Origin of the sequence: Paraburkholderia fungorum (genome assembly GCF_902833645.1) — a bacterium.
In the GTDB taxonomy this organism is placed as follows: Bacteria; Pseudomonadota; Gammaproteobacteria; order Burkholderiales; family Burkholderiaceae; genus Paraburkholderia; species Paraburkholderia fungorum.
Map to the genome: position 1 here is coordinate 686,193 of NZ_CADFGE010000002.1, position 13,070 is coordinate 699,262.

Consider the following 13,070-nt stretch of genomic DNA (forward strand, 5'->3'; position numbering starts at 1 on the left):
CGAACTGGATAAACGCGGCGCATGAAGCTCACGAGTTCTTGTCCGCGGTTTTCGCTCGCGTCTGCGCAAGCGGTGCGCTATTCGGATCCTGATCGGCCGTCATCGGCACCATATGGGCGCGCACTGCATCGCCCGGACGCACGCGCTGGATACCGTTCACGACGATCCGGTCGGTCGGCTGCAGACCGCTCTTGACCACGCGCAGATTGCCCTGCATGCTGCCGACCGCGATTTCCCGGTAGACGACGTGATTGTTCTGGTCGACCACCAGCACGAACTTCTTGTCCTGATCGGTGCCCACCGCGGCGTCGTCGATCAGCAGTGCCGGATGCGGCTCGCTGCCGCCGACCTTCACGCGTGCATACAGCCCCGGAATCAATGCACCATCCTGGTTATCGAAACGCGCGCGCACCCGGATGGTGCCGGACGACGTGTCCAGCCGGTTGTCGACGGATTCGATCGTGCCGCTGCGCGAGTAGCCGCTTTCATCCGCCAGACCCAGGTCCACCGGCACCTTGCGGCCATCTTTCGCGCGGCTCAGGTACTGCAGGTAGGTCTGTTCGTCGACGTCGAACGATGCGTAGATCGGCGAAACCGACACTAGCGTGGTGAGCGGCACCGAGCCTGCCCCCGCCGCCACCACGTTGCCCACCGTGATTTCCGCGCGCGACACGCGGCCCGACACCGGCGCGACGATCTTCGTGTAGCCGAGATTGATGCGAGCCGTTTCCACGGCCGCCTGCGCGGCCTTCAGGTTGGCACTCGCTTCGCGCGCGGCGTTCTGCTTCTCGTCGTAATCGCGTTTGGCGATCGCGTTGTCGGCGATCAGGCGTTGCGCACGCTCCCAGTCGCTTTGCGTGTAGCCGGTGCGCGCCTGCGCGGCTGCGAGCTGTGCTTCGGCGCGGTCGACTTCGGCTGCGTACGGACGCGGATCGATCACGAACAGCGTGTCGCCCTTCTTCACGAGCGCGCCATCCTTGAAGTTGACGGACACGATCGTGCCCGGCACCTGCGAACGGACCTCGACTTTTTCGACCGCTTCGAGGCGGCCCGAATAGCTTTGCCAGTCGGTGATGGTCTTTTGCACCACGGTGGCAACATCGACTTCCGGCACGATGGTCGGCGCGGCAGGCGAGCTTGCATCGACGCGTATCGCGCCAAACGTGCCCAGCCCGGCCACCACGATGACGGCTAGTGCTGCAATCGCCACACGGCGACGGGAAAGAGGAAGGATAGTCATGTGAAGCTCCCGGTATCGTTGGTTAAAGTTCTGCTTATTTCTGTCTCAGCGATGGGCGCGCGCATCGAAGCGCCACTGAAAAAACCTGACCGCTTCCTGCAAGGCGGGCGGATGGTCGGCCAACGCGGCGTGCGAGATGCTGGGATAGCGGACCACCTGGGTCAGCACACCCGCGTCGATCAGACTGCTCGCGTATTTCTCCGCCTCCACATGCAGCACATCGTTTTGCGCCGTCGCGATCAGCGTGGCCGGCAGGCCCGCGAGACGTGACGACTCGAGCGGCGCGGCATACGGATGCATGCGTTGCGACGCTTGCGGCAAGTACGCGCGATAACACGCCGCGCATTCCTTCGCCGTGATGTCCGAACCCAGACGCTTCTCGTCGCCGAGACGCGTGAGGCTCGGGTCGAGCATCGGTCCGAACAGCGCCTGCGCGGCAATGCGCACGTCGCCGCGATCGCGAGCGATAAAAGCAAGGCAGTTGGCCAGTTGCCCACCCGCGTCGTGGCCCGCCACGCCAACCTTCTTGCTATTCCCGCCAAACGCGCGCGCTCTTGTCTGCACCCACAGCGCCGCGCGATGGGCGTCTTCAGGCGCCGCCGGAAACGGAAACTGCGGCGCCAGCGAATAACCGACCGAGACCACCAGTGCCGGTAAGTGTTCTGCGAAATAACGCGCGGCGTAGTCGGCCTGATCGATCGAGCCCTTCGTAAAACCGCCGCCGTGAAAATAAAGCAGTACTGGCAGTGCGGTTTTCTGTAAATGCCGGTACAAACGCAACGTTATGTCCTGGGCGTGCCCTTCGATCCGCACGTCAGTGACCTCAAGTGCCGTGCTGTCAGCTTGTGCCGGGCCGCTGGCGGCGGGCACAAAGGAGTACGGCGGTTTAAATGCATCCATGTCGAGCCGCGCAATGCGCATAGAACTTCAATGGTGCGAATTGTGGGTTCGGCAGACTCGTAAATAAATGCCTATAATCCGGCAACACAATTCGGCGCCCCTGAACAATCGAATGCGATTGCTCTGCGGATTCGATTCCTGCTCAGTGCGCCCGCCCCTTTCTGGAGGTTTGCAATGGACCGGCTTCAGGCCATGCAAGTGTTCACGCGCGTCGTCGACACCAACAGCTTTACCCGTGCGGCGGAAACGCTCGACCTGCCGCGCGCATCGGTTACCACCATCATTCAGAATCTCGAAGCGTTCCTCGGCACGCGCCTGATGCACCGGACCACACGGCGTTTGTCGCTCACGCCGGACGGCGCTGCGTATTACGAACGCTGCGTGCGCATCCTGGCGGACGTCGAAGAGACCGAAGCCAGCTTCCAGAGCGGCAACAAGAAGCCGCATGGCAAGCTGCGCATCGACATGCCGGGATCGATCGGACGCTTGCTGGTGATCCCTTCTTTATGTGAATTCCACACGCGCTACCCGGACATCGACCTGCAGCTGGGATTGACGGACCGGCCCGTCGACCTGTTGCAGGAAGGCGTGGATTGCGTTGTACGTGTGGGTGCGTTACAGGATTCGTCGCTGGTGGCGCGACGTATCGGTTTGTTCGAGGGCGTGACCTGCGCTGCCCCCGACTACATCGAACGCGCGGGCATGCCGACGTCGCTCGAGGACCTCGAGAATCACAAAGCAGTCAATTATTTTTCGAGCCGCACGGGGCGCACGATCGATTGGGCCTTCATGGTTGATGGCAAAGAAGTCGAAGTGAAAATGAAGGGCATTGTGTCGGTGAACGACGCCGATGCCTACGTAACTTGCGGACTGGAGGGTTTCGGTCTGATTCAGCCGGCGCTCTTCATGGTGCTGCCGCATCTGCGTTCGGGCCAGCTGGTTGAAGTACTGCCGGAGCTGAAGCCTTTACCGATGCCGATTTCCGCAGTCTATCCGCACAGTCGGCATCTGTCGCCTAAAGTCCGTGTTTTCGTAGACTGGATTGCCGAGCTGTTCGATCGTTGCCCGTTGCTGAGCGGGCGTGGCAGTCTGGACGCGATGTGCACGAAGCGTACTTTTGAAGAACGCGAATCCGCGCCGACGCTCGATACGCCGGTGATGACGGAATGGGTTGCCTGATTCGCACTAGTGAAGTACAGAATCTGGAACAGTGAATTCCGACCGCGGCTCTAATGCCGCGGTTGCCCTGCAGTAACCGGCGGGGCGAGCACGTTATCGCGATTGTTCTGGAATCGCGACAATTCATTTCGCGAAAGTGCGATTTATCCGCACTGGCTCGAAGTCTACATTTCACCCTGTCGCGGCGCTGCTTGCGCTGCAAATGAATCGACAGGAGTGAATCATGAAACGCAATCTTTTGGCAGGTCTCGCTCTTTCGCTGCTGGCCAGCGCGCCGGTGTTTGCGCAAGGCAGTGCTGGTGGCGGGGGTATTGGTCGTGCGGGCACCTATGAAACGCAACCTGCTCCGACTACGGGTGGGAAGACTCGCGCTGAGGTTCAGGCTGAACTGGTTGCAGCGTATCGGGATGGGTCGCTGCCCGCGTTGAATCGCACGTCGTACCCGAATAAAGGTTTGATTGGGCAGACGCAGGCTGCGCGCATTGCCTTGCAGGAAGGCAGAAATGGCAATGTGACACGTGTTGCTGATGGGCAGTAAAGCGGCTACGCCGCGATGATTCGGTTTCCATAAGAAATTTTCATTGCGGTTTTTTCGTTTTTTGTTTCGCTCTTTATCAAGGAGTACGTTATGACGCCGTCTGAACTCGATGATTGGGGTGTGGATGCGCCTGTTTGGACGCCTTATCGGGCGCCACAGCAATAGCGGTTTTTTTGCCTGTTTCGGCGGTATTGTTGTTGATCTGGGTCTTTTGGCCTTTCCTTGTTTTGTTAGTGGTCTATTAGCGTTGCCCCTGTGCGGGGCGGCACCTACTTTTCTTTGCCTGCCGCAAAGAAAAGTAGGCAAAAGAAAGCGGCTCACACCGCTAATTTTTAAGCGGGTCCCCCGCACAGTAGCGGTAGTGGTGCATCTGGAATCTGTCGCCTCGCACCTTCAGCCCTAGTGACAAGGCAGTCATACCTCCGGCGGCCTGCGCCGCCGAAACCCGGTTTCAAAAACCATCAGGTATGCCAGGCGCTCCGCCGGTTTCCCTGGTAGACCCGTCCGCGACGCACGCAGTGCGGAGTGGGAGCTGATGAGCCCTGTGTCAACGGCGCGGAGTGTGCGAGGACACAGATTCCAGATGCACCACTACCGTGGCTGTGCGGGGGACCCGCTTATGAGCTGGCGGTGTAAAGCCGCTTTCTTTTGCCTACTTTTCTTTGCGGCAGGCAAAGAAAAGTAGGTGCCGCCCCGCACAGGGGCAACGCTAATAGACCACTAACAATTCAAGGAAAGGCCAAAAGACCAACCCAAACAGACCACAAACAAAACAAGGAAAGGCCAAAAGCCCAGATCAACAACAAAAACCGCCGAGCAGGCCAAACCCTTACCTCTTAGGCACCCCTTCCCTCCACTCCCCCCAATGACTCACAATATCCTGCACAAGCGGGCTCCCCGCCCTATACAAATTCTCAATAGCAATCGTAAAACCCCCTTGCGCAGCATAGTTAAGCAGATTATCCGCACTAGTCTGCCCATCATATGGCCGATCAAAATCCGACCCGGCCCGCAGCACCGCAACGCGATTCAAATCCACCTTATGCACCGAGGCCGCGCGCTTAAGCGCCTCATACGTCGCGTTATCCTCCTGCTGCGTCGTGCAATAAACCCCCTTGCCGTCGGTCAAAATCCTGGTCCAGTCCCGCGCGCGCTGCCCAAGCAGCGTCCCTGACCACCAGGTGTCTCCAGCCAGCGTGTCGCATTGAATAACGGTAGGCGGCCGATTCGCCGGCGCATAAGAATACTTGGCTCGCGCTGCCTGCGCCTGAGCACTATCAGACAGCACCACACTGCGCGACAAAGCAAACGCCGTATCGGCCAGTTGGGAATTCAACTGGAACACCTCCGTCCGATAGTCGAGCGGCGGCTTGGCCGCAGGACTCGTGGTATTGATCCCCAGATACCCGGTAGTCCAGCCCGGCGGAATCTCCCGCGCATCGAGCTCCCACTGGATGCCGAAATCCACAAGATACTTCGCCCACGCGGCAGACCCGACCGTGCCCTGCTGCGGATCGATCCCGGCAATCCCCGCGACCATAAAGTACGTATGCCGCAAGTCGAAACGCGGCGAGAAGGTCAACGCCATGATCGACGCGGCAGCATTGCTATGCCCCATGCCAGTCGTCATGACACACACGTCCTGCTTGTTGCAATGAACCGTCGGGTAATCCGGTGACAGGCCGTCGACCGTAATCTCACGCCACGGCCCGAGGCGGTCCAGCCATACCTGCCCCTCGGGTGCGAACATCGAAATGATCATCACCTTGACCGGCAGCCCACGTGAGCCGCCGTCGCCTTGCCAGTAGCCCGCGTTGTCGTCAGCACTAGCCGGGCCGGACGTGAAAGCGGCGCAAGCCGCAAGTGTCATTGCGCAGAACGCGCCAAGTGTGCGAGTCAGCATCGGGATCCTTCCTTTTCTTTTGATGCAAGTTGGGAGAGGGACTGCTTTCAAGCCGAAAGAAGTATAGATGCGAAGAAATTATTTTCCACTACGTGTTGGGGCAATTCATGCACCGCGCCTGAACTCCCGCCTACCCGCATGCCTGTGCGGCCCGTCGGCCACCCAGCGCGTCAACGCCGCCGTTCTTATAATGAAGTACCTTCAGCACGCATCGCGTTTGCGCGCTTCAACCCAGGAGCATCACGATGGACTATGTGAAACTCGGCCGCACCGGCCTCGATGTATCGCGTCTTTGTCTCGGTTGTATGAGCTACGGCGTACCCGCTCGCGGTACGCACCCCTGGTCGCTCGATGATGAAGCGGCACGTTCTTTCATCAAGCAGGCACTCGACCACGGCATCAATTTCTTCGATACGGCCAACGTTTACTCGGACGGCACCAGCGAAGAAATCGTCGGCCGGGCGCTCAAGGACTTTGCAAGGCGCGACGAGATCGTACTGGCCACCAAGGTGAATAGCCGCATGCATCCGGGTCCGAACGGCGCCGGCCTGTCGCGAAAGGCAATCATGACCGAAATCGACAATAGCTTGCGACGCCTCGGTACGGATTACGTCGATCTGTATCAGATCCACCGCTGGGACTACGGCACACCGATCGAAGAAACCATGGAAGCACTGCACGACGTCGTGAAAGCCGGCAAGGCGCGCTATATCGGTGCATCGTCGATGTATGCATGGCAGTTCGCCAAGGCGCTGCATGTAGCCGAAAGCAATGGCTGGACGCGTTTCGTGACCATGCAGAACTACGTGAATCTGCTCTACCGCGAGGAAGAGCGCGAGATGCTGCCGCTGTGCGAAAGCGAAGGCATCGGTGTAATTCCGTGGAGCCCGCTGGCACGCGGACGCCTGACACGCGACTGGAACACCGAAAGCGCACGCTCGGAGACCGACGCGTTCGGCCGCACCTTATACGCGCAAACCGAAGACGCGGATCGCCGGGTCGTCGAGCGTGTCAGTGAGATTGCCAGGGAACGCGGGGTGCCGCGGGCGCAGGTGGCCCTCGCGTGGGTCTTGCAGAAGAAGCCGATCACCGCGCCGATCGTCGGCGCGACCAAGCTGCATCACCTGGACGACGCGGTCGCCGCGCTGTCGTTGAACCTGAGCGCGGACGAAATCCGCCGGCTGGAAGAACTGTATGTGCCGCACGCGGTGACCGGGTTTGAGTAAACGGTAAAGGGACCGGACGGGCATCGCGAGCGGGACAACGCATCAAACCCTCGGCACGTCCGGCTCAAAAAACACCCAGCGCACCTGTGGAAATGCCGCCTGCAGGTCCGCTTCGATCTCGTTGATCGCGTCGACCATCGCGCGGCCGCTCGCATAGTCGATCATTTCAGCCTGCACGGCCACCACAACGTGACGGCCCCATTGCAGCGTAATCATATTGATGATGCTGCGAATCTCCGACCGGGCGCGCAGATGCGCCTCGATCGCGCCGCGCACTTCCGGACCCGCCGATTCGCCGACGATCATGGACTTCACTTCGCGCGCCACCAGCCACGCAATCACCATCAACAAGACACCCACGCCGATGGAACCCAACGCATCATAGACAGGATTGCCGGTCACCATCGTCAGCAGCACCGCGACGAAGGCGATTGCAAGACCCGCTAGCGCGGCAATGTCCTCGCCGGCCACCACCAGCAGTTCGGACTCGCGCGTTTCGCGAAACCAGCGCCACAGGCTTTTATCGGGATGCGTCTTGCGGATCTCCTTGATCGCCCCCCACAGCGAAAGCGTCTCGAGCACGACCGAAACACCCAGTACGACAAGCGCCACATACGCGTACTGCAAAGGTTCCCGCGCGAACAGGCGATGCACGCCCTCGTACACCGAAAACGCGCCACCCACAAAGAACAACAGCAACGCCACCAGCAACGAATAGAAATTAATCTCGCGGCCACCGCCCATAGGATGCAACGGGCTCGCGGGCCGGCGCGCCTGGCGCAGGCCGAATAGCAGCAGCAACTGGTTACCGCAGTCGGCGGTGGAGTGAATCGCTTCAGCGAACATCGAACCGGAAGCGGTGAAGGCAGCGGCAGCGAACTTGCAGATGGCGATGCCGAGATTGGCGGCTAGCGCATAAAAGATGGCTTTCGGCGATTCTTCTTTCATCGTCGTGGCGGGGTTCCGTGAGTTTGCAGAGCGCTTTCAGTGAGCAAGAGTTCGTATTATGGCCATGCCGGACGGCATGCGTCCAATCCCGACGCTGTCTCGCGCCGGGTATCGCGACGTATGCAGCACATCTGCCCTTGCTCGCCCTTGCTCCCGCTTCGTCCCGCTATGCTCTTTCGAGCGCCGCCATCTCGCGCACGATCACCAGCAGCATCGACAAGCTCGCGCCGCCCGTGGCCCGCAAATCGGCAAGCAGGCGCGCGTAACGCTCGAGTTGCGCAGCGCGCTTCTCGCGCCATGTCTGAACCAGGCCCTCGGGCGTCGACGCCTCGTCGGCATCGGCCAGCGCGCTCGTGGTCAGCGCGCGTTTCAGGCGTGCGAGCTCCGCCAGCGCCGTAGCACGCGCCAGCATGTCCCAGTGCGTGGGTGCCGGCAGTGCGGCCGCCCGCTCGCTGATCCAGCTGTAGTTCAGCAACGTGCCAAGCGCGAAGTAGACGCCCGCCACGAGTTCGAGATCGCGCCCGCAGGTCGACGACACTTCGGCAATGTCTAGCAGCGCCGCCGAAATCTCACCACTGGCAATGCGCACCGCGAGGTCGCTATCGACACCGGCATCCACGAGCACGCGCTGCCGCTCGGACAGCGCTTCGAGATCGGCGGCCGGCAACAGCGCGGGCCATTGCGGCGCGAGCCGTTGCGCCGCGTCGCGGCAACGTGCGAGCAAGCCGGCGACATCGCCGTCGCTGACCGCGCCCGATTGCAGTTGCCGCAAGAACCACAACGCGGAACGTTCGACGAGCCGCGCCACTTCGACGAACATGCGTGCCTGCACGTCGTCGGCGACACGATTGTCGAGCGCGTCGATGCTGCGCCACACGTCGTCGAGATCGAACACATCGCGCGCCATGATGCAGGCCCGCACGATGTCGCCAGGCTTCGCATCGGTCTCTTCCATCAGCCGATGCACGAACTCGCAACCCACGCGATTCACCAGCGCATTGGTCAGATGGGTGGCGAGGATTTCCCGCCGCAACGGGTGGCGCTGCATCGGATCGCTGAAGCGTTGCCGCAACGGCTTCGGAAAGTACTCGACCAGCATGTCGCTGACGAGCGGGTCTTCCGGCATCGATGATTCAAGCAACGCGTCGTACAGCCACATCTTGCTATAGGCAAGCAGCACCGCGCGCTCCGGCGTGGTCAGCCCCTGTTTCGCGGCCTGGCGTTCAGTGACCTCTTCATCGCTCGGCAAGAACTCGATCACGCGATTCAGACGGCCCGCGCGTTCGAGATAACGCATCAGGCGCGCTTCGGCATCAAGCAACTCGACGCCATAACGGCCCGCGATCGAGAGCGCCTGAGTCTGGTAGTAGTTGTCCTGCAAGACAAGCAGCCCGACTTCATCGGTCATTTCCGCGAGCAGCGTATTGCGCTGCTTCCCGGTCATTTCGCCATCGGAGACGACGAGGCCCAGCAAAATCTTGATGTTGACCTCGTGGTCCGAGCAGTCGACCCCGGCGGAGTTATCGATCGCGTCGGTATTGATGCGGCCGCCGCGCTGCGCAAACTCGATACGCCCCAGTTGCGTAAGACCGAGATTGCCACCTTCGGCCACGACCTTGCACTGCAGATCGGCGCCGTTGACACGGATCGCATCATTGGCACGGTCGCCGACCTGCTGATGCGTTTCACGGGTCGCCTTCACATAGGTGCCTATGCCGCCGTTGTAGAGCAGATCGACAGGCGCCTGCAGAATCGCGCGCATCAATTCAGCGGGCGCAAGCGCCGGCGCGCTGATGCCAAGCGCCGACTGCACCGCCGCGGACAACGGAATCGTCTTGGCGGTGCGAGGGAACACGCCGCCGCCGGCCGAGATCAGCGACGGATCGTAGTCGGCCCAACTCGAGCGGTCCATACCGAACAAACGCCCACGTTCGGCAAGGCTTACTGCGGGGTCGGGGTTCGGATCGAGAAAGATATGCCGATGATCGAACGCGGCCACCAGTTTGATATGCGGTGACAGCAGCATGCCATTACCGAATACATCGCCCGACATGTCGCCGATGCCGACGACGGTGAAATCCGTTGCCTGCGTATCGACGCCCATTTCCCGGAAGTGCCGCTTGACCGACTCCCACGCACCGCGCGCCGTGATAGCCATTTTCTTGTGGTCATAGCCGACGGAACCGCCGGACGCGAAAGCGTCGTCGAGCCAGAATCCGTACTCCTGAGAGATCGCGTTCGCGTAGTCGGAGAAGGTAGCGGTGCCCTTGTCGGCGGCAACCACCAGATACGGATCGTCAGGGTCGTGCCGCACCACATCGGGCGGCGGCACGATCGTGGTACCCGCGAGGTTGTCGGTTAGATCGAGCAAGCCGCGCAGGAAGGTCTGATAGCACGCGATGCCTTCACGCATCCACGCGTCACGCTCGGCCAGCGGCGGCGGATTCTTCACGACGAAACCGCCCTTTGAACCGACCGGCACGATCACCACGTTCTTCACCATCTGCGCTTTCATCAAGCCGAGCACTTCCGTGCGGAAGTCCTCACGCCGGTCCGACCAGCGCAGACCGCCGCGCGCGACACGGCCGCCGCGCAAATGCATGCCTTCTACTCGCGGCGAGTACACCCAGATTTCGAACATCGGTTTCGGTTCGGGCAAACCGGGGACATGCGCGGGATCGAATTTGAACGACAGATACGGTTTGGCATGGCCCTCAGCATCGAATCGGTAGTAGTTCGTGCGCTGCGTCGCCTTGATGACGCCAAGGAATTGCCGCAGTATCCGGTCCTCGTCGAGATTCGGCACCTGATCGAGCGCACTGTCGATCCGCTTCAGCAAACCGTCGACGCGAACGTCACGCGTATCGCCGAGTACCGGATCGAAGCGCGCAATGAACAACTCCACCAGCATGCGGGCAATCGCCGGATTGCCGGTGACCGCGCGTTCGATGTACGCGTCGCTGAATGTCGAGCCCACCTGCCTCAAGTACTTGGCATAGGCACGCAGAATCGTCACCTCGCGCGCACTCAATTGCGCGCGCAGCACGAGGCGGTTGAAATCGTCGCTTTCGATTGCGCCGGTCCACACCTGTTCGAATGCGTCTTCGAACAGATCCTTCACGCGTTCGATATCGAACTCCGCATCGTCCGCGAGTTCGAGGCCGAAGTCGTGAATCCACGCAGGCGTGGCGTCGATAGCTTCGATCAGATAGGGCCGCTCTTCATCGACACGTACGCCGAGATGTTCGAGCATCGGCAAGCTGCGCGACAACGCAATCGGCAAGCCCGCCCGATAGACCTTGAAACGAAACGCCCGCGGCCCGGCCTCTATAGGACGGTACAGGTTCATGGCGAGCCGTTCGCTGCCCTGCACACGCTCGATCAACTCGATATCGCGCACCGCGGTGCGGGCCGGATAATCGTCGCGATAGCCAGCGGGAAACGAATCCGCATAGTGTTGCAGAAGACGATTACCCTGCTCTTCGCCGAATGCGTCGAGCAATGCATCGGCGAGATCGTCCTGCCAGCGGCGCGTGACCTGCACGAGCCGCGCTTCGAGTTCGCGCGTATCGACCTGAGGCATGCCGCCGGGTTTGGCGTGCACCACGAAATGAATCCGCGCCAGGGTGGACTCTGATAACAGCGGCGTGAACTCGACGCTTTCGCCGTTGAATGCGGCGACAAGCAGGTTCGCGATACGCTGGCGCAGGTCCGTGTTGTATTTGTCGCGCGGCACGAACACCAGACACGACACGAAGCGGTCAAAACGATCCCGCCGTATGAACAGACGCGTGCGCTGATGCTCCTGCAAACGCAGCACACCCAGCGCGATATCGTAAAGCTGGTCTTCGTCGGCCTGGAAGAGTTCGTCGCGCGGATAGGTTTCGAGCACCGTCACGAGCGATTTGGCCAGGTGGCCCTTCGGCAGGAAACCGGCCCGCCGCACGATGTTCGCGCATTTGCGCCGCACGATTGGAATTTCCGAGGCCGACACCAGGTAGGCGGTAGAGGTGTACAGGCCGATGAACCGCCGCTCGCCGATCGTCTTGCCGTCCGCCCCCGTCAGCTTGATGCCCACATAATCCAGATAGCCCGGCCGATGCACAGTTGCGCGTGAATTGGCCTTGGTGAGGAAAATGGGCGACGAGCCGGAGATGATATCGGCGGCGGCCGGCGGCAACGGTGTGACTTCGGCGGCACCCGCCGGGCGCAGTTCATCGCGCAGAATGCCGAGGCCGGAGCCGGGCACCGCGCGCAGGCCAAAGCCGTCGCCATGCTGCACGAGTTCATAGTCGCGCTGGCCGAGAAACGTGAAATGGTCGGCCACCATCCATTCGAGGAATGCACGAGCTTCGACCCCTTCGGGTCCTGCTTCGCCGGCCTTCATGCCTTTGACGGTGACGCGCGCGAGTTCGACGATCTTCGGCCAGTCTTCCACTGCGGCACGCACGTCGCGCAACACTCGGGCGATTTCGTCACGCAATGCGTCGAGCTTCGCTGCGTCGCCGCAACGGTCGACTTCGAAGTGAATGAACGAGGCAAGCTGCGAGCGCGTGTCGGTGGCGTCTTCGGCACCCTGGCTGACTCGCACGATGCTGCCGTCCGGACCACGCCAGATGCGAAAGACCGGATGCACGACTGAATGCAACGCAAGCCCGAGACGGTTCACCGCCATCGATACCGAATCGACCAGAAACGGCATGTCGTCGTTGACGATCTCGATCACCGTGTGATCGGAATGCCAGCCATGTTGTTCGAGTATCGGGTTGTAGACGCGCAGCCGTTCGCTGCCAGGCACGAAGCGCTGCGCGGTTTGCCAGTGTGCGAGCGCCGCTCCGTACAGATCGGCGATTGCGCGGCTCTGCAGATCGTCGGCGTCGACGAAATCGTAGTAGTGCCGCAAGAAAGGTTCGACGATTTTGAAGGCCGGCTCGGGCAAGCGCCCACGCGCAAATTCGAAGACATCGTTCAGCAGGTGCGTGACGGCTTCTTCATTCTTTGCTTGCATGATCAACTCCCCTGGCGGGCGGCAATAGCGCGTATCGCTCGATTCGCATGCATCGTCTGAAGAGGGATTATGCGCCTGCCGCCCCGAAAAGCGATGCATGAGCGCACTTAGGTTATACCCGTTGCCGT

Annotated in this window: 8 protein-coding genes; 3 read left to right on the plus strand and 5 right to left on the minus strand. The window is 61.1% G+C overall.

All coding sequences use genetic code 11. From position 1 onward, the window contains the following. Window positions 1-28: 28 nt before the first annotated feature. A complete protein-coding gene (locus HWX91_RS09785; protein ID WP_028194940.1) occupies window positions 29-1,240 on the minus strand; it encodes an efflux RND transporter periplasmic adaptor subunit in 1,212 nt (403 codons plus the stop codon). Window positions 1,241-1,285: 45 nt separating this feature from the next. Further along, complete coding sequence (locus HWX91_RS09790; protein ID WP_028194941.1) at window positions 1,286-2,140, minus strand: alpha/beta hydrolase; 855 nt, start codon at window positions 2,138-2,140, stop codon at window positions 1,286-1,288. A 174-nt stretch (window positions 2,141-2,314) separates the two neighbouring features. On the opposite strand from HWX91_RS09790, the gene HWX91_RS09795 reads away from it, so the two are divergent. Together HWX91_RS09795 and HWX91_RS09800 are read left to right on the plus strand one after the other, a co-directional pair. Continuing rightward, complete coding sequence (locus HWX91_RS09795; RefSeq protein WP_028194942.1) at window positions 2,315-3,319, plus strand: LysR family transcriptional regulator; 1,005 nt, start codon at window positions 2,315-2,317, stop codon at window positions 3,317-3,319. A 223-nt stretch (window positions 3,320-3,542) separates the two neighbouring features. Further along, a complete protein-coding gene (locus HWX91_RS09800) occupies window positions 3,543-3,857 on the plus strand; it encodes a DUF4148 domain-containing protein (RefSeq protein WP_028194943.1) in 315 nt (104 codons plus the stop codon). 829 nt (window positions 3,858-4,686) lie between these two features. On the opposite strand, the gene HWX91_RS09805 is transcribed toward HWX91_RS09800, so the two are convergent. Continuing rightward, window positions 4,687-5,760 (minus strand): purine-nucleoside phosphorylase, encoded by a 1,074-nt coding sequence (locus HWX91_RS09805; RefSeq protein ID WP_028200615.1) that lies wholly within the window; start codon window positions 5,758-5,760, stop codon window positions 4,687-4,689. A 245-nt stretch (window positions 5,761-6,005) separates the two neighbouring features. On the opposite strand from HWX91_RS09805, the gene HWX91_RS09810 reads away from it, so the two are divergent. Then, window positions 6,006-6,986 (plus strand): aldo/keto reductase, encoded by a 981-nt coding sequence (locus HWX91_RS09810; protein WP_028200616.1) that lies wholly within the window; start codon window positions 6,006-6,008, stop codon window positions 6,984-6,986. A 42-nt stretch (window positions 6,987-7,028) separates the two neighbouring features. Here HWX91_RS09810 and HWX91_RS09815 read toward each other — a convergent pair whose 3' ends face one another. Both HWX91_RS09815 and HWX91_RS09820 read right to left on the minus strand, forming a co-directional pair. Then, window positions 7,029-7,934 (minus strand): cation diffusion facilitator family transporter, encoded by a 906-nt coding sequence (locus tag HWX91_RS09815; protein WP_028200617.1) that lies wholly within the window; start codon window positions 7,932-7,934, stop codon window positions 7,029-7,031. 166 nt (window positions 7,935-8,100) lie between these two features. Then, window positions 8,101-12,942: an NAD-glutamate dehydrogenase gene (locus tag HWX91_RS09820; RefSeq protein ID WP_028200618.1), complete on the minus strand. Its 4,842-nt coding sequence runs from the start codon at window positions 12,940-12,942 to the stop codon at window positions 8,101-8,103. Between the last annotated feature and the right edge of the window lie 128 nt (window positions 12,943-13,070).

What these genes read in the sequence shown, in the direction of transcription:
- HWX91_RS09820 (WP_028200618.1), bottom strand. Translation starts at nt 12,942, where the DNA reads ATGCAAGCAAAGAATGAAGAAGCCGTCACGCACCTGCTGAACGATGTC.
- HWX91_RS09795 (WP_028194942.1), top strand. Translation starts at nt 2,315, where the DNA reads ATGGACCGGCTTCAGGCCATGCAAGTGTTCACGCGCGTCGTCGACACC.
- HWX91_RS09785 (WP_028194940.1), bottom strand. Translation starts at nt 1,240, where the DNA reads ATGACTATCCTTCCTCTTTCCCGTCGCCGTGTGGCGATTGCAGCACTA.
- HWX91_RS09790 (WP_028194941.1), bottom strand. Translation starts at nt 2,140, where the DNA reads ATGGATGCATTTAAACCGCCGTACTCCTTTGTGCCCGCCGCCAGCGGC.
- HWX91_RS09810 (WP_028200616.1), top strand. Translation starts at nt 6,006, where the DNA reads ATGGACTATGTGAAACTCGGCCGCACCGGCCTCGATGTATCGCGTCTT.
- HWX91_RS09815 (WP_028200617.1), bottom strand. Translation starts at nt 7,934, where the DNA reads ATGAAAGAAGAATCGCCGAAAGCCATCTTTTATGCGCTAGCCGCCAAT.
- HWX91_RS09805 (WP_028200615.1), bottom strand. Translation starts at nt 5,760, where the DNA reads ATGCTGACTCGCACACTTGGCGCGTTCTGCGCAATGACACTTGCGGCT.
- HWX91_RS09800 (WP_028194943.1), top strand. Translation starts at nt 3,543, where the DNA reads ATGAAACGCAATCTTTTGGCAGGTCTCGCTCTTTCGCTGCTGGCCAGC.